The sequence below is a fragment of the Candidatus Hadarchaeales archaeon genome (genome assembly GCA_038736355.1).
Classification (GTDB): Archaea; Hadarchaeota; Hadarchaeia; order Hadarchaeales; family WYZ-LMO6; genus WYZ-LMO6.
The window spans coordinates 350,258-366,396 of record JAVYML010000003.1; the positions used below are offsets into that span (position 1 = coordinate 350,258).

A 16,139-nucleotide genomic window follows, 5' to 3' on the forward strand; every position below is an offset into this window, starting at 1 on the left:
GATGAGGAAATTCTTCAGAAAGGTGGGAGAAGCCGTGCTCTATCCAAGACTTCCGAGACTCCGTCCGAGGAAGAAGACCAAGAAAAAGGAAATTCCGGGTTTCTTGAAAGACTTCTTCGAGAAAAGACATGCCGGCTGGCCAGAATACGTCATGCTCAAGCTTCAGCTCTCCCTCATCCTCCTCTTCCTCTTCTCCGTGCTTTACCTCCTCCTCTCCCATATCCCCCTCCTCTTCTTCATGATCTTCCTTACCCTTTACCTCCTCCATCTCTCCCTCACCCAACTCAAGAGGGCCTTCCGGGAAGACTATCCCGCTTACCTTTCCTTCACCCTCCTCGTTCTCTCCTTCGCCTGGCTTCTCCTCCTCCTCCGCCTCCTGCCTCCCCGTCCCCTCACGGATTCCTCCTCCCTTTTCCTTCCCCTGGGTTTGATCCTCCTCTTCCTCCTCTCCTATTCCCTTCACCGCTGGAAGTATGGAAGGGATTTTACTTACGGGAGGGTGGAAGGGGTAAGGGGTGGGAAGGTCCTGGTGAGGGTGGGATACGATCTCAGGAGCAACGTGAAACCCGGCCTTTACTTGGTGGAAAGCTTGGTTACCGTTAGGAGGGGGGAAAGGGTAAAGGTGGGCGTGGAAAGGGACCTCCTCGGGATGAGGGGTTCCGTCCCGAGGGTGGTGATGGGGAGGGAAAGGGCATGAGCCTCCTTCCCCTCCTCCGCTTCCTCCTGCCAGGTCATGGAGAACTGAAGTCGCCCGAGGAAGTAGGGGCGGAGGAAGAGGTGAAGAAATTTACGGAAGAAGTCTTCCGCTGGCTCCCCTTCCCCTTCCTAGAAGTCCTGTGGAGGGTCCTGGGCCTCCTCGGCCTTCTCTTGGAGAGACTTCCCCCCTCCTTCCTCACGGAGCTCAACCACCGTTCCTCCCTCTTCCGCACCCTCCTCTCCCTGCTCAAGACGATGACCGTACTTCCCTACACCTCCAGACCCCAGGTGAAAGAGGTTCTTGGAACGGTGGTGGAGAAGGGAAAACCCAGGGTTCCCTGTCCTTCCCTGGTGAAGGAGAACCTTTTGGAGTTCGAGAAGAGGGCGGGAACGGTGGAGATAGAGTGTGATGTCCTCGTGGTGGGGTCGGGAGCGGGTGGAGCAGTGGTGGCCAAGGAACTGGCGGAGAAGGGCCTGAGGGTGGTGGTGGTCGAGAGGGGTTTCGAACATGGAGCGGGGGAATTCACGGGGGAACCGAGGGAGATGATCCCCATGCTCTACCGCAACTCCGGCTCCCTCTTCGCCTTTCCCCTCCCTCCCCTTTCCGGCCCTCCCATCCTCCTTCCGGTGGGAAACTGCTTGGGCGGAACCACCGTGATCAACTCCAGCACCTGTTTCAGGACCCCCGACGAACTGCTCGAAAGGTGGACGGAGTGGGGACTGGAGGGTCTCTCCCCGGCGGAGATGAGACCCTATTTCGAGAGGGTGGAGAAGATCCTCTCCGTCCATCCTGTCTCCTTGGAACTGATGGGGGAAGCCCATGCGAAGGTGGCCGAGGGTGCGAGGAAACTGGGATACAGGGGCATGCCTCTCGAGAAGAACGCGAGGGGATGCGATGCCACGGGGGTTTGCCAATACGGATGTCCCATAGATGCCAAGCAGGACATGCGTCTGACCTACCTGCCCCTCGCCACCCTGGCGGGTGCCAAGATCTATACCGGCTTTGAACTCCAACAGCTCGAAGTAAGGGATGGAAGGGTGGTGAAGGCAGGGGGAGTCATCTACAACAGGAAGGGAGAAAGAGTGGGGAGGTTCATCGTGAGGGCCCAAGTTTATGTGCTGGCAGCCGGTGCCCTCTATACCCCCGTGCTCCTTTTGGCCAACAGAATTGCCAACTCGAGTGGAATGGTGGGACAGAACCTGAGGATCCATCCCTGTGTCCTCGTGGCAGGTTTTTTCCCCGAGGCCCTCTATGGATGGAGAACCGTTTCCCAGTCCTATGGAATAGATTTCAGGGAGAGGGGATTCGTGCTCGAGTCAACCACCGTCCCACCCGGAATAGGGGCTCTCTCCACACCCTTCTGGGGAAGGGAACTGATGAAGGTGATGGGGGAATGGAGGAAGGTGAGTTCCATAGGGGTGATGGTGAACGATTCCGATTCCGTGGGAAGGGTTCTTCCTCTTTTCCCCTTTCCGTACGGTCTTCCGAAACTTGGAATGGAGGCGCTGGTTTTCTACAGACTGGGGAAGAGGGATGTTGGGGCGGCACTGGAAGGAACCATCGAAGCCTGTAGAATCTTGCTGGAAGGTGGTGCCGAGAAGGTTTGCACGGGAATAGCTAGGATGCCTTGGGTGAGGGGACCCAAGGACCTGGAAGAACTGGAGAGGCTCAGAGCCAAGAGCGCCGACTTCATCTGGTCCGCCTACCATCCCCAGGGTACCTGTAGGATGGGTCCGGATCCCAAGCAGGGGGTGGTTGACTCCTATGGGAAATGCCACGATCTGGAGAACCTCTATGTGGCCGACGCCAGTATCTTCCCCGAGTGCGTGAAGGTGAACCCCCAGATCTCCATCATGGCCTTCGCCACGAGATGTGCGGATCACCTTTGGGAGGAATGGGGATAATGGACTTCGAACTCAAGGAGGAGGAAGAATTGATAAGAAAGCTGGCGAGGGACTTCGCCTCCAAGGAGTTTCCTGAGCTGAAGGCGGGAGTGGAAGAGGGGACCTTCCCCTTCGAGCTATGGAGAAAGGCGTGCGCAGCCAAACTGGTAGGGCCGAGAATCCCGGAGGAATACGGTGGGGCAGGGGTGAGCATGCTGGCGAGCATCCTCATCCAAGAGGAGTTCTGCAGGGTGAACCCGAGGCTCGGGGAGGCCCTAGCTTCAGCCACCCTGGGGAGCGACCTCCTGATAAGGTTTGGGACGAGGGAACAGAGGGAAAGGTATCTGCCTCCCCTAGCGGGGGGAAGGGCCAGGATGGGGGTGGTGGGAATAGAGGAGGGAAGGATGTTCAAGGCTTGCGGGGAGAGGATGGAGGGAGAGGTGGAACTCCCTTCAAGTCCTCCCCCCGAATATCTCGTGGTGGCTGGATGGTTGGGCGGAGAACCTTCTCTGGTGCTGGTCGAAACCGAAGGTAAACTGAGGGGAAGGAAGCTCCTCTTGGAGGGAGAGATGGGGGAGGTGATAGGGGAGAAGGGCCAGGCCCCCACCATGATAAGGGACTTCCTCACCCTCCATAGGATAGAGAGGTCGGGACAGGCGCTGGGAACTGCGGAAGGTGCCTTGGAGAGGGCCCTTCGGTATCTGGAAGAAAGGGAGGGATTGGGCAAGCCGGCTTGGGATTACTCCCAAACCCTGCGCAAGTTGGCCGAAATAAAGACGGAAATAGAGGCCTCGAGATGGCTGGTTTATCGGGCTGCTCTTTCCGTGGATGAGGGAAAATGTGACCAAGTGCTCGCCACCATGGCCGAATGGAAGGCCGGAAGAACGGCGGTGATGGCAGCGGAAGAGGCGGCCATGCTCCACGAGGGAACTTGGGGCCACCTGGAGGATTACGGGGTGGAACGCTTCCAGTCCTTTTCCCTCCTCCATCCCCGTTTTCCACCCTTTTCAGCCCAAAAGTTCACACCTTCTCGCTTTCTTTCGGAAGGGCTGGAGGAGGTGGAAAGGTTCCTCAGGAAGAGCGGGACTCGAGGGGTGTCTTGAAGAGCTTCTCCCCGACTCCGATCCCCAACCAAAGGTAGAGGGGATAGAGAACGAACATGAAGATACTGAGGAACATACCCCCCGAGGAGAGGGTTTGGAAGGAGGAGCCGGGAGATACCAAGGAGAAGATACCACCGTTGATCATCCACTCCGTTCCGCTCTGGGCCCCGCATCCCTTCCAAGCCCATTCCAAAAAGTTCAGGTTGCAAAACATCCCGATGGAAACTACCCAGAAGAGGAAGATTACCAGAACGAAAAGGAGGGGGGTGAAAAGACGGCTGTTGAAGAAGAGTTTCTTCCTCACCAAGGCCACCGCCAAACCACAGAGGAAGAGCAAGAAGGGATCCATCCAGAAAGCCATACCTACTAATTTTTCTTTTCCTCTTTTAAAGGAAGGGGATGGAGCGGAGGGATGTGGTGGTGCTTGGCGGGGGACCGGCCGGGGTCTCCGCCGCCCTAGCCGCCAAACGACTCGGGGCGAAGGTCCTCCTCGTGGAGAGGTATGGTTTTTTGGGGGGTACTGCCACTTCCGGTCTCTACGGTTCCCTCTGCGGTTTCTACACTTCCGGTCCAGAACAGGTACAGGTGGTAAGGGGAATAGCGTGGGAAATGGTGGAGCTCCTTTCCTCGAGGGAGGCGGTGATGGGTCCGGTGAGAGCGGGGGCCATGGTGGTCCTGCTCTACGATCCCCCCATCCTCAGGCTGGTGCTAGACGAAATGGTGTTGAAGGAGGGAGTGGAACTCCTCCTCCACTCCACCGTGGTGGGGGTGAAGAGGGAAGGGAGCAGGATAGCCTCGGTGAAAGTCTGCACCAAATCCGGTCCCCTAGAGCTTGAGGGGAAGGTCTATGTGGATGCTACGGGGGATGCCGATGTTTGTTATCTCTCCAAGGTGCCCGTGGAAAAGGCGGAAACCCTACAGGCAGGGTCCATGATGTTCAGGGTTTCGAACGTGCGCATGGAGGAAGTGATTCCCCTCCTCCTTTCGGGAGAACTGAGGGAAAGGATGAAAGAAGCCATAGCCTCTGGAGAGTATGACCTGCCCAGGGAAGACGGGAACCTCATCCCCCTCCCCCGCGAAGGAAATCTCGTGGTGGGCTTCTCCAGGGTAGCCGTGGACGGAACGGATGTTTTTTCCCTCACGAAGGCAGAGCTCGAAGGTAGGAGACAGGTAAAGGAATGCTTCAGGTTCCTGAAGGAGAGAATTCCCGGTTTCGAAAACGCTTACCTCTCCGAAATAGCCTTCCACGTGGGGATAAGGGAGACTAGGAGGGTGAAGGGAAGATACGTGTTAACGGAGGAAGAGGTTCTCTCCGGTGCGAAGTTTCAAGACGCCATCGCGAGGTGCGCCTGGCCCATCGAACGCCATCTCCCCGGTCTCAAGACCACGGAACTCAGGACCCTAGAAGGTGACAACTGGTACGAAATCCCCTATCGCTGCTGCCTCCCGCAGGAAGTGGACAACCTACTCGTCGGTGGGAGGTGTCTCTCCACCTCTTCCGTGGCCCAAGCCTCCACAAGGGTCATTGCACCTTCGATGGCCACGGGGCAAGCTTGCGGGACGGCTGCCGCCCTTTCCGCCCTTCAAGGACTTCCCGCCCCCCAACTCCCCGTGGAGGAACTCAGGGAAGAGCTGAGGAAGGGTGGAGCCCTCCTCTAGGTCAAATCACCGCAGGCGCAGAAGACCTCGTGGACCAGATCGTAGAGTCTCTCCATTCCCTCTCCCCTTTTCGCGCTCACCCCCACCACCCTGCTGGGTGGAAGGAACTCGCGAAGGAGGGTGACGAGTCTTCCAGCCAACTCCGCCTCCACCCCAGGCATCCCCTCCAGCTTCGGCAGACCTTCCTCCAGACCCTCCCATCCACCCTCGAGCAGGTCCACTTTGTTCACCACGCAAAGGGTGGGAACCCCCAGCCTGAGTTGAACGGAGAGGTTGAGGAGCCTTGCCAGGGTGAGGCCAGCTGGATCCCCGAGGAGGGAGGCATCGAAGAGGAAGAGGGAGAGGCTGGTCCCATCGAGGAGGGAAAGGAGCTTTCTCCCGCCGTGGAAGAGAAAGACCTCAAGCTGACCCGGAGTGTCCAACAGCCTCACCTCGGCCTTCACCTTCCTTATCTCCTCGGCGAAGCCCTTGGCCCTCCTCTCGAGAAGGGAGGAGGCCTTCACCATGGCCCCGTTGGGCCCCAGCCCATATTCTTTCATCAAACCGGAAAGGGTGAAGTACCTGCGCAGGTCGAAAGAGGGTCTGAAGGGGAGCCTCTCGCAGCCGGGATCGAGATTCAGGAAGGCCACCTTCATTCCCCTCCTCTTCATCCACCTCCCAAAGGCATGTGTGAGGGTGGTCTTACCCGAACCCGCGGTCCCCAACACCGCTAGGTTGAGAGGATAGGGCAAGCCTAGTCCACCTTCTTTCCCATCTTCCTATCGGCCAGCCTGCTGTAGTACTCCACATTCTTCCCCGAGCCGTCGTAACCTTCCTCCACCATTATCTCCAGTTTTTCCCTCGTCAGGTCGAAGGGCCAAATCTGTCCCTTATTCCAGTCCATCGGGGGAAAGTCGGAAGGTCTGAGGAGCTCCACGGAGGGATCTAGGATGAAGTGATGCCTGGAGGTTTCCTCCAAGGGAAGCAATTCCCCCGTCTCCCTGTTCAAACCCGCCTCACTCTCCAGTACCTCAAGGAACTCCTTGTTGGGAGGAGTCTCCAAATATTGCCTGAGGTTGATGGGTTCCAAGGAAGGGGGAATGACCCTCGCCATGACGAAGGGGGGAACCAGTCCCTTGGAATGGGGATAGAAGGGGCCCTTCTCGAAGAAGAATTTCTTGATCCTGAAGAGGTGGGGGACCTTCTTCTTGCTACAGGCATACTTGTGAAAGGCATCGTATCCTCCAAGGAAGAGCTGAACCATGCGCTTCACGAAGGTCTCTTGGGGAAGGTTGAGGAGGGTCCGGAAGAGGGGAGGGGCAGGGACTTGGGAAAAGAGGTTGTATTTGACCCCTAGGGCCCTCGTGTTCAGACCATAATAAACCCAAAGGAAGAACTCGGTGCTGGTGAGGGCGTTCTGGGCTATCATGCTGATGTAGGCTGAAACACAGGAAAGGTAAAGGGTGGAGTGGGGATACTGGGGAAGGTAGCGGGCCTTCATCCTCTCCAGCTCCCCCCTCAGGATCATGCCCCAATCGTACGTATCCCAATAATGCCTGGGAACCTCCTTCAACCTGATGCCGAGGGTCTGGTGTCTGAGGTTGAGGTTCTCCTCCAGTTCCCTTTTGTTCGAAGCCGTGGTCCTCGTGGGAGAGGAGGTGAGAAAGGCCTCCTCGTCCTCTCCATCGAAGAGGGAGGAGAGCTCACTGGAAACTCCCACCGTCCACCTGTGTATGGGGATACCATCCTCGTTGTGGTATCCATTGATCCAGTATACTTCACCCGTGAAATCGTCCGCATGAACATACTCCACGGTGGCGTATTTACCGTAGAGGAGCTCACAGGTGCTCTTCCCTATGTCCGGTCTGCAGAGATAGGCGGGGGGATGGCTCAGATAGCAGAGGTTGTCTACGTGGTAGAGTTCCTCCCTCCGAGGAGGATGCTTGAGCAGACGAGCGGAGGTCTCCACCGCTTGGTCTACCCTGTAAGACCACTCCACGAAGTTTTCGTACTTCAACTTCCTCCACATCCTCTCGTTCATCCCCAGCCCCTTGAAGAGATGGAGCCAAGGTGGTCTCACCAAGAAGATCTCCAGGTTCCTTGGTATCTTACCGGGAAAGGGGCTCACTCCCTTCACCCTCTTCCAGATCTCCACCAGTCCGCTCTCCTCCAGCCATCTCCTCCATTCCTCCTCCTGTCTCCTGCTCCTCTCCTCCACCTTCTCCATCTTTTCACCTCCTCAAGTTTGAAGCGAGGAAAGGCAGGAGTTTGGCCCAAAGGGGAAGATTCTTGGAAAAGAACCTGAACTTCCCCTTCACCTTCACCTCCCTGTTGACCACCATCCACACGAGTTCCTCCTCCCCCCTCATCCTCCTCAGGCGAGAGAGGGGTCCGGAGAGAACCACCTCTACTCCTTCACCCGAGGGTGGGGCCAAGCGGACCATCTTCCATCCCTCCATCTCCAACAGGACACCCCTTCCGTCCAAAACCACCAACGCTCTTCCCCTGAAGCCTCCCCTTTCCCCGAACCTGCGTGAATTCCACTTATCCCTGACTTTCTCGTACCAGTCCGCTCTCACCCGTCGGGACACATAAAATTTTGGAAATCTTTGTATTAACCTTGATGGGCACGATAAGGTTAAATCCGTGGGGAGGGAAACGGATTGTTTCGGATGCCCGCCCTTCGATCCCTCATCCAGAAGTTGAAAACCTTTAAACCCCTCCTCAGGAAGTCCTACATCTTCGAACTGATGGGAATCGTGGGAAGCCGTTCGCTGGAGGATGCCGGCTTCGTGGAGGTGGGTGGAAGAACCGTGGTGGTCTCCTGTGATGGTATCCTGGAGGAAGTGGTGAAGACCTTTCCCAAGTTGGCGGGCTATTACTCCGTACTGGTCAACGTTCAAGACGTGGTCTCGAAGGGTGCCAAACCCGTAGGCTTTCTCTACGTCCTTTCCTCCTCCTCGGCAAGGGTGAGAAAGGAGATAACGGAGGGAATAAGGGAGGGTCTGGGGAAGTTCGACTTGGAGTTCCTAAAGGCGCATACCCACCCGGATACTTCCTACGATGCGATAGACGGGATGTGCGTGGGGCTGGCCAAAAAGGTGCTAAGGAGCAACACGGCAAGGGTAGGGGAAGACCTGCTGCTCGCCGTGGATCTCGAAGGGACCTTCAGAAGGGGGAAACTCTTCAATGCTCTGGATTCGGTGGGGAAGAGGAGTAGAAAGGAGGTCCTGAGGCAGGTGGAGGGAATGGTAAAAGTAGCCGAGAGGGGACTGGCCTCCTCCTCCAAGGATGTGAGTGCCCCAGGCATCGTGGGCACGGCCGCCATGCTCTGTGAATACAGCAGGGTGGGGGCCGTGCTGGAGCTCGATCGCCTCCCCCTTCCCAAGGGGGTGGGGCTGGAGGAATGGCTCCTCACCTATCCCAGCACCTGCTATCTCCTCACCTCCAGCCGTCCGGAGGAATGTCTTGAGACCCTGAGGGCCCATGGGTTGGAAGCGGAGAGGGTGGGAAGGATCCTGCGGGAGAAGAAGGTGATCCTGAGACTCGGGGAAGAGGAGGGAACCTTCCTGGACCTCTCAAGGGAATCCGTTTTCGGCTTCAGGTGAACCTCACCCCAAAAACCCTCTCGGCGTTCTCCGTGGTGAGGCGGGCAACCTCCTCCCCATCCATCCCCTTCAGCTCCGAGAGGGCCTTCAGACTCCTCACCACGTCCTTGGGCCTGGCCTCCTTCCCACCGTACTTAACCGGGGAGTCCGTCTCCAAAAGGATCCTCTCCACCGGACAAACCTTGAGGGCGGAACGATGGGGTGGACTGTACTCCAGTGCGGGGGTGACGGAAAGGTAGTGACCCTGGTCCAAGATTTCGGCCACGAGCTCCTCCGGTCCGGAATACCAGTGAAAGACGGAGGGTGGGAGGTCCTTTCCCCTCACTTCCTCCAACACTTCCTTCCAAGCCCACCTCGCATGGAGGAGGAGGGGCTTTTCCCACTCCTCTGCTATCTTCACCACCTCCCTCAGCACCGCGCGCTGGAGTTCCGGTGGCTTCGGTATCTTCAGGTCCATCCCCACCTCTCCCAAAGCCACCACCCCTTCCACATGTTCCCTCAGGAACTCCAGCTCCCTTTCCGGTTCCCTTGGAAGGGACCAGGGATGAAGACCTATGGCCGGAAGGACGAAGTTCCTATGCTCCCTCGCCAACTGCAGGATCTTTCCATTGGATTCCCTCTCCATGCCCACCCCCACTACCGCCACCACTCCACATTCCCTCGCCTCCTGCAGCTCGCGCTCCAGCTCCGGAAGTTCGTCCAGATGGGAGTGGGTATCCACCAGCCTCAACGGGAAGAGATAAGAAAGAAGGGGAAAAAAGTTACGCTAGAAGGTCTTCGTTATTTCCCTCCCCAACATCAACCTGGCAATGGCGTTCTTCTGAACCTCCTTCGTGCCCTCGATGATTTCCAAACACTTCGCAAACCTGTACCAGCGGTCGATATCACTTTCCACGTACCCATATCCAGCCAACACATCCATGGCCAGATCGCAGGCCTGGACCGCCGTCCTTGCCCCGAACCATTTCGCCATCGAAGCCATCTTCACCGATTCCTCCCCGTAGACCGCAGGGTTCTCCCTCGCCTTCTGTACCAGCCAGGCGGTGCGGAAGCAGTGGGCCCTCAGCATTTCGATCTGCGTGGCCATCTCCACCAGCCTAAAGGCCAAGCCCTGGAAGCCCCCTATCTTCCTCCCGAAGGCCTCCCTTTCACCGCAGTAGGAAAGGGCTCTTTCGAAGGCGGCGTCCGCGGTGGCCAGACCCTGCCATCCGACGGCTGCCCTCGTGACATCCAAGAACATGAGCCCCAGGTAAAAGCCCCTGTTCAGGTTTGAGGGACCTCCGAGGATGTCGTCATCCGTGGCCCTCACATCGTTGAACCTCACCTCACAGGTGGGGGAAGCCAGCCAACCCATCTTGTCCTCGTACTTCCTAGCCTCGATAGCCTCGGACTTCTCTATCACGAACTCCGTCTGTCCCCTGTAGGGCCTATCCACCTTGGTATCCGTCTGGACTAGCGTCACAAAAACGGAAGCGGTGGTTCCGTTGGTGATGAACTGCTTCGTTCCGTTGATGATCCACTCATTCCCCCTCCTCTCAGCCCTCGTATCGAGGGTACGGGCGATGTCGCTCCCTCCCCCCGGCTCCGTAAAGCATCCGGCGGAGGTGATCTCACCCCTCGCCAGCTTGGGCAACCACTTGGCCTTTTGCTCGTGGGTCCCAAACTCCGCGATCATGTCCGCCCCAAAGATCCCGGCCAGAGTGGCCGCACCCACGGGAGGATCCGCCTTCACGATTTCGTACGTTACCAGCATGGCATCCAAAAAGGAAACACCCTGCCCCCCATACTCCTGGGGCCAGGTCATCCCCAAAAAGCCCTGCTGACCACATTTCCTGTACAGTTCCCAGGGAAATTCGTGTTTTTGCTCGTACTCCTTCGCCTTCGGCTTGATCTCCTTTAAGGCAAACTCCCTCGCCGTCTGCTGTATGAGTTTCTGTTCCTCCGTGAGCTCGAAATCCAAAGGCACGTTCTTTTTCCTCTCCTCTTTTTAAAAAATTTTCGATGGGTTTCCCATCCTGCCCAATCCGGCTTGACCTATCTACCCATCCTCGGTAGGTAACGACTCGATAGGTTAAATAAGGAGAAAGGGGGAAGGAAATTCACGTGAAGAGAAGGATTGAAGAAGTCTTAAACCAGCTGCGCCCCGAGCTCCAAGCCCATGGAGGAGACGTGGAGCTAGTGGAGGTTACTGAAGACAAGGTGGTGAAGGTGAGGCTCACTGGGGCGTGTGCGGGATGTCCCATGTCCGCCCTCACGCTGGCGATGGGTGTGGAGAGGGCCCTGAGGAGGGAAATCCCGGAGATAAAGGGAGTGGTGGCCGTTCCTTGAAGGGCTTATCCAAGGAAGTACTGATCTGCCCAAGGTGCGGGTTCAGGTTCAGCAAGTCCTATGCCAGGATAACGGCCTGCCGTGGTTGTACCCTTTCCGTCTCCTCCTGCTCGAGCATCAAATGTCCCAGCTGCGGACATGAATTTCCCGTGAGATGAGGGGTGGTTTTGGAAAGCAGGACTGAGGATCGTTCCAAGGAAAAAAGGTCTAGGATTGGACGCAGGATAGCGGTGTTGAGCGGAAAGGGAGGGGTGGGAAAGAGCACCTTCACCGCCAACCTAGCCCTTGCCTTTTCGGTGAAGGGCTACAGGGTAGGAGTGCTGGATGCCGACCTACACGGCCCAAGTATTCCCAAGCTCTTGGGGATGAGGGGAAGGAGGATGGAGGGCATCTTTCCCGTGGAGGGTCCGGCTGGGGTGAGGGTGGTCTCCCTCGACTTCCTCCTCCCGAGCGACGATACCCCCCTCATCTGGAGGGGGCCAATAAAAACCGTTGCCATCAAGCAACTGCTGGAGGAGGTGGAGTGGGGAGAGCTCGACCTCCTTCTCATCGACCTTCCACCAGGGACCGGGGACGAACCCCTGACCGTGATACAGGAACTCCCGGAGATGGATGGAGTCCTTCTCCTCACCTCCCCCTCCGAACTCTCCACCCTTGTGGTGGGAAGGGCGGTCGGTTTTTCCAAGAAAATGGGGGTGAAAATTCTAGGGGTGGTAGAAAACATGAGCGGATTCACCTGCCCCAAATGCGGGGAGACCCTAAGGATTTTCGGGGAGGGTGGGGGAAGGAGGATGGCCGAAGAGTTCGGAATACCCTTTCTCGGTGAAATCCCCCTTGACCCCAAGCTCTCCGAGGATTCCGATCGGGGGGAGCCCTTCATCCTGAAGAGACCCGAGGCCCCCGCAGCCAAGGCCTTCCTAGAACTGACCAGAAAACTCGAACAAGAACTGGACCTCAAGAAAATTTAGAAAAACCTTCCCAATTTGGTCTGTTCTCCGCCCGGTGAGCGCAAATCCTCCTCTCTGTATCCCAGCACCTCCATGATCCTCATCACGGCCGGAAGGACCTGATGCTCTATGTAGTAGTTGGCGTCGTATTCCATCCTTTCCGGATCGAAGTCCTCCACGGGTGTCGCCCTGTCGCTTATGCTTCCAGGACCCTTCACTTCCACATAGGCTATCATGGCCCCCGGCTCCACCGGGTATCCCTTCTGTCTGAGCTTCTTGGCCGCCACCACGTGGGGTCCTATCGCCCTATAGCTTTCTATGGGCATCTTCAGCTGGGTATAGATCACGAGGTCCTGCAGATCCACCCTCCCCTGCTGCAGCTCCCTCACCACCCTCTTGATGACCTCCGCGGCCTTCTTGGGTGATCCCTCCCTCAGGATGGCATCCAGCACCTCCTGCTGGGTGCGCTTGGCCACGGCTGCCCAGTCCCTGCGCACGAACTCCAAACCCTTCACAATGAGCCTCCCTTCCTCGTCTATCAGGGCATACCTCTTCTTGGTGATGAAGACTCCCCTCGGATAGAAACCCTCCAGTTCCAGTTCCATCACCCCGGGAAGTTCTCTGTTCACCTCCTCCAAGAACCTCAGGATCTCCCCCCTGCTCTTTTCCCCCATTTTACAGTACAGCCCATCGGTATCCGCATAAACCACCTCCATTCCCTCCCTCTCCGCCCTCGCTATGGTCTGATGGATGTAGTGCCTCCCCAAGCTGGTGATGCTCTCCGCACATTCCTTCGAATACCACCTGGCTCCGGCGTAACCGAACATCCCGTAAAAGGAGTTGGAGACGATCTTGAGGGCCATCTGACGGCTGTCCAGTTCCAAGTATTCTGGAGTCCCTGGTTTCAGCCTCTTCAGTTCTTTCTTGAGCTCTGCCCTCCTCTCTATCAGACGCTCCAGGATGGAGGGGACGAAACCTTTCCTCTTCCTACAGAACCTGTATCCCAGCTCCGGCACCACCGTGGCCTCTTCCGGTCCGCAGCAATCGCAGTTCAGGGTGGAGGGATCTATGTTGTGGGAGACGATGATGCTGGGATAAAGGGACCTGAAGTCGAAGGCCACCAGGTTCTCGTGGAGCCCGCGCTTGGGTTCCATCACATAGGCCCCCACATAGGTCTCCTCCATCCTCTCATCGAGCTCCTCACGCTTCGGCCTGGGCGGGACCAGCTCCCCCCACCCAAAGGCCTCCCTCACGAGCAACCATTCCACCAACTGTCCTGGCGTCATCCTGGTCACGTCGAAGAGGGTTTGTCCCACGAGCTTCGTCAGCTCGCGGAAGAGGGGAAGGAAGACCTGACCCAGCTCCAGGGTGGCCTGGGCATCGGAAAGGGAATATTCGAGCAAACGCTTCAGTTCCTCTCCCCCCTTCTCCCAGGCCCTCGCTATTCCTCCCATCTCGAAGTCCGGTTTTTCCTTCCCCAGCACGTGCCTGTACACGTCCTCTAGCGTGTAGTGGATGAGCCTGATGGCTCCTATGGTGGCCAGAAAGTTCACCATGGCATAAACATCCACGTGTACCCTTCCGGGCAAACGGGTGGCCGTGGCGAACTTCCTCCTCCTAGTTTTTGCCCCCCCACCCTCCCTCCCCAATCCCAGCTCCACCCCCAGCCTCCTCGCCCTCTCCCTCAGATAGGGGAAGTCGAAGAAGTCGGTGTTGTATCCCAACAGCAGATCCACCCCCCTTTCCCCCACGAGCTCCACGAACCTCTCCAGCATCTCCCTCTCACTCCCCAGAACCTCCACGAAGTCGGGTGCACCCTCCACCTCCTTCCACGTCAGGACCTTCCTGAAACCATCGGGAGCCGCCAGGCTCACCATGATCACCGGATCCCTGTCCGATCTGGGAATGCCACCTGGATTGTAGACCTCGATGTCGAAGCTCATCATCTCCAGTTCCTCCTGGAAGCCCGACCTGTGCTCCGGCGGAAGGGTGGCGATCAAAGTTCCTTCCCTTTCTTCCCCTTCCACCCTAACCCCCTCGAGGGGAACCAGGCCCCTCTCGATGAGGTACTGTCTCGTGAGGGGGAGGTCGAAGCCGTAGAACTCCTTCACCCCGGGAAGCTCGCGAATGGCATGCCTGAGGGGGGTGAGATCCCTTGGACCTTCCAGTACCACCCTCACCACCTCCATTTCCCTCCCCAGCTTCCTCCTCCTCACCACCTCCACCCCCTTCGGCCTGATGATCCTCCCCTTCTCCTGAACCTCCACCTTCGAAATCATCCTGGCCGCCCTGTGCGGATCCTCGGCGATGAGGTAGAAGGAGGGTTCGAAGGCCCGATCCAAAATCGCTTCCACCCTTCCCCCACGCTTGAGATAGAGGGTTACGAAGGGGAGTCCCTCCTCCGCCTGGTCCACATCCAGGAGGAGTCCCTCAACGATCATCACTCCCTGATGACCCTGGAAACAAAAAAAAGTGGCGGGGACTTCGACCCGTCCGCTACTCCTTGGACAGGCCCTGAACCTCGACCACTTTCAGGGACCCGCCCCTTTTTCGCGTCCCGGGTCTTTTTCCCGCGATAGGTGCATCGCACCGAACTCCCCGGTGCTTATCCGCTGCCTTCCCGGGTTTTTCGCCCCGGTTTTTCAGCGGCTCCCCGTTGCCCGTAGGCTCCGGTTCTGCCCCTCTCGCGGGCTTCCGTCCCCGCCAATCTTCTTTCTTTTTCGCTTTCTTTTAAGACTTGTTCACCTAGATTGGGATATTCCAGAACAAGAGATATCTCCAACCCAATTATATGGAAGATTTTGAGGAATGACCCACCTCATACGCCGAGGGGAAAACTCCCATCGGACCCTCGGGTGGGATCTTCCCGGTGGGACAAACCTTCGAGCAATAACCACAAACCTTACAGTACGCCGTTTTGTCCGGGAAAAGGGCCACCGAACGGTTTACCCCCCTCCCCACGAAGGTCAGCACCCCATCCTGGGTAACCGAGAAGCAGGTCCTCACGCAGAGGCCACACAGAATGCACTGTTCTTCCTTCTTCCCCACCCTGCCCGTGAACCTGAGGGGATCGGCACCATATTCCTTCACCAACTTCCAGAACTTGCTCCCTTCCCTGAGGGGGAGACCGGTCAGGAAAACCAGTTCGAGGAGACTCTTCCTCAGGGAACGCAGCTCCTGGGTTTGGGTCCTGACCTTGAGTCCCTCCTCCGCGGGATAAGCACAGGAAGCCACGATCCTCTTCCTCCCCTCCCTCTCTATCTCCACACTGCATATCCTGCAGCCCCCGTAGGGATCCAGTCCCTCCTCCCAACACAGCGTGGGGATTTCTATTCCCGCTTCCCTGGCGGCTTCCAAGAGGCTCTTCCCTTCCCTAACCCTCACCACCTTCCCATCCACCTCTAGGGTAACCTCCTTCATCCTGCCCTCCTCCTAGGCTTTGTACCGGGAGATGGGGGCGGGGGAATGGGCTCCCCGGAAAGCTTCCTCACGGCCCCAAACGTGCAAACCTCAAAGCAAGTGCCACACTTCGTGCACTTCCCTTGATCCACCACATGTACTTCCTCCTTGCCCCCCCTGATAGCCCCTACCGGGCATCGGGTGAGACAGAGCCCACATGCCTGACAGAGTTCCGGATCTATGTAATAGGTAACCAGGTACCTGCAGACCTTCGCAGGACATCTTCCCTTCAGATGGGCCTCATACTCCTCCCCGAAGTACCTCATGGTCGTGAGGACGGGATTCACGGCCGTGGTGCCCAAGGCACAGAGGGAAGCTTTCCTCATCAGCTCCATGACCTCCTCCATCATCTTCAGATCCTCCTCCTTCCCCTTACCCAAGCAGAGGTCCGTGAGGATCCTGTCCAGCACCCTCAGTCCCTCCCTGCACGGAATGCACTTCCCACAGGATTCCTCCAGGAGGAAGTGGATGAAGAA

Annotated in this window: 17 protein-coding genes; 8 read left to right on the top strand and 9 right to left on the bottom strand. The window is 57.6% G+C overall.

The annotated features are described in order from the left end of the window. Window position 1: 1 nt before the first annotated feature. The 3 genes from QXG22_06770 to QXG22_06780 are packed head-to-tail and all read left to right on the top strand — an operon-like array spanning window position 2 to window position 3,683. The gene (locus tag QXG22_06770) at window positions 2–697 is read left to right on the top strand and encodes a DUF2101 family protein (GenBank protein MEM0359684.1); all 696 of its coding nucleotides are present in this window, start codon (window positions 2–4) and stop codon (window positions 695–697) included. Next, on the top strand, window positions 694–2,601 hold the full coding sequence (locus QXG22_06775; GenBank protein MEM0359685.1) for an FAD-dependent oxidoreductase: 1,908 nt from the start codon (window positions 694–696) through the stop codon (window positions 2,599–2,601). The genes QXG22_06770 and QXG22_06775 overlap by 4 nt, the downstream gene beginning before the upstream one ends. Beyond that, window positions 2,568–3,683, top strand: coding sequence for an acyl-CoA dehydrogenase family protein (locus QXG22_06780; GenBank protein MEM0359686.1), 1,116 nt, complete (start codon window positions 2,568–2,570; stop codon window positions 3,681–3,683). Before QXG22_06775 ends, QXG22_06780 begins: the two co-directional genes overlap by 34 nt. Here QXG22_06780 and QXG22_06785 read toward each other — a convergent pair. Next, window positions 3,652–4,044 carry a hypothetical protein gene (locus QXG22_06785; GenBank protein ID MEM0359687.1) on the bottom strand — a complete coding sequence of 131 codons (393 nt, stop codon included), beginning with the start codon at window positions 4,042–4,044 and terminating at the stop codon, window positions 3,652–3,654. The genes QXG22_06780 and QXG22_06785 overlap by 32 nt on opposite strands. Window positions 4,045–4,082: 38 nt before the next feature. Here QXG22_06785 and QXG22_06790 point away from each other — a divergent pair, with 38 nt between their 5' ends. Beyond that, entirely contained in the window at window positions 4,083–5,342 is a 1,260-nt protein-coding gene (locus QXG22_06790; GenBank protein ID MEM0359688.1) for an FAD-dependent oxidoreductase, read from the top strand. Here QXG22_06790 and QXG22_06795 read toward each other — a convergent pair. From QXG22_06795 to QXG22_06805, 3 genes are read right to left on the bottom strand one after another with little or no spacing between them, the layout of a single operon-like run. Next, complete coding sequence (locus QXG22_06795; protein ID MEM0359689.1) at window positions 5,339–6,046, bottom strand: ATP/GTP-binding protein; 708 nt, start codon at window positions 6,044–6,046, stop codon at window positions 5,339–5,341. The genes QXG22_06790 and QXG22_06795 overlap by 4 nt on opposite strands. Before the next feature lie 29 nt (window positions 6,047–6,075). Beyond that, the gene (locus QXG22_06800; GenBank protein ID MEM0359690.1) at window positions 6,076–7,548 is read right to left on the bottom strand and encodes a hypothetical protein; all 1,473 of its coding nucleotides are present in this window, start codon (window positions 7,546–7,548) and stop codon (window positions 6,076–6,078) included. Window positions 7,549–7,552: 4 nt separating this feature from the next. Next, on the bottom strand, window positions 7,553–7,900 hold the full coding sequence (locus QXG22_06805) for a hypothetical protein (GenBank protein ID MEM0359691.1): 348 nt from the start codon (window positions 7,898–7,900) through the stop codon (window positions 7,553–7,555). Between the two features lie 93 nt (window positions 7,901–7,993). On the opposite strand from QXG22_06805, the gene QXG22_06810 reads away from it, so the two are divergent. Further along, on the top strand, window positions 7,994–8,929 hold the full coding sequence (locus QXG22_06810) for an AIR synthase-related protein (GenBank protein MEM0359692.1): 936 nt from the start codon (window positions 7,994–7,996) through the stop codon (window positions 8,927–8,929). On the opposite strand, the gene QXG22_06815 is transcribed toward QXG22_06810, so the two are convergent. Both QXG22_06815 and QXG22_06820 read right to left on the bottom strand, forming a co-directional pair. Beyond that, window positions 8,922–9,650, bottom strand: coding sequence for a TatD family hydrolase (locus QXG22_06815; GenBank protein MEM0359693.1), 729 nt, complete (start codon window positions 9,648–9,650; stop codon window positions 8,922–8,924). The genes QXG22_06810 and QXG22_06815 overlap by 8 nt on opposite strands. 45 nt (window positions 9,651–9,695) lie before the next feature. Further along, window positions 9,696–10,895: an acyl-CoA dehydrogenase family protein gene (locus QXG22_06820; GenBank protein ID MEM0359694.1), complete on the bottom strand. Its 1,200-nt coding sequence runs from the start codon at window positions 10,893–10,895 to the stop codon at window positions 9,696–9,698. A 137-nt stretch (window positions 10,896–11,032) separates the two neighbouring features. Here QXG22_06820 and QXG22_06825 point away from each other — a divergent pair, with 137 nt between their 5' ends. The 3 genes from QXG22_06825 to QXG22_06835 are packed head-to-tail and all read left to right on the top strand — an operon-like array spanning window position 11,033 to window position 12,225. Beyond that, window positions 11,033–11,257 carry a NifU family protein gene (locus tag QXG22_06825; protein MEM0359695.1) on the top strand — a complete coding sequence of 75 codons (225 nt, stop codon included), beginning with the start codon at window positions 11,033–11,035 and terminating at the stop codon, window positions 11,255–11,257. Further along, window positions 11,254–11,415, top strand: a complete 162-nt coding sequence (locus QXG22_06830) for a hypothetical protein (protein MEM0359696.1) — start codon at window positions 11,254–11,256, stop codon at window positions 11,413–11,415. Before QXG22_06825 ends, QXG22_06830 begins: the two co-directional genes overlap by 4 nt. Window positions 11,416–11,418: 3 nt before the next feature. Further along, a complete protein-coding gene (locus QXG22_06835; GenBank protein ID MEM0359697.1) occupies window positions 11,419–12,225 on the top strand; it encodes an Mrp/NBP35 family ATP-binding protein in 807 nt (268 codons plus the stop codon). On the opposite strand, the gene QXG22_06840 is transcribed toward QXG22_06835, so the two are convergent. The 3 genes from QXG22_06840 to QXG22_06850 form a co-directional block, all read right to left on the bottom strand. Further along, window positions 12,222–14,645: a DNA-directed DNA polymerase gene (locus tag QXG22_06840; protein MEM0359698.1), complete on the bottom strand. Its 2,424-nt coding sequence runs from the start codon at window positions 14,643–14,645 to the stop codon at window positions 12,222–12,224. The two genes, QXG22_06835 and QXG22_06840, sit on opposite strands and share 4 nt — an antisense overlap. Before the next feature lie 346 nt (window positions 14,646–14,991). After that, window positions 14,992–15,624, bottom strand: a complete 633-nt coding sequence (locus QXG22_06845; GenBank protein MEM0359699.1) for a 2Fe-2S iron-sulfur cluster-binding protein — start codon at window positions 15,622–15,624, stop codon at window positions 14,992–14,994. Then, window positions 15,621–16,139, bottom strand: a 519-nt coding sequence (locus QXG22_06850) for an NADH-ubiquinone oxidoreductase-F iron-sulfur binding region domain-containing protein (GenBank protein ID MEM0359700.1), incomplete at its 5' end; no start/stop codon positions are given. The genes QXG22_06845 and QXG22_06850, both read right to left, overlap by 4 nt.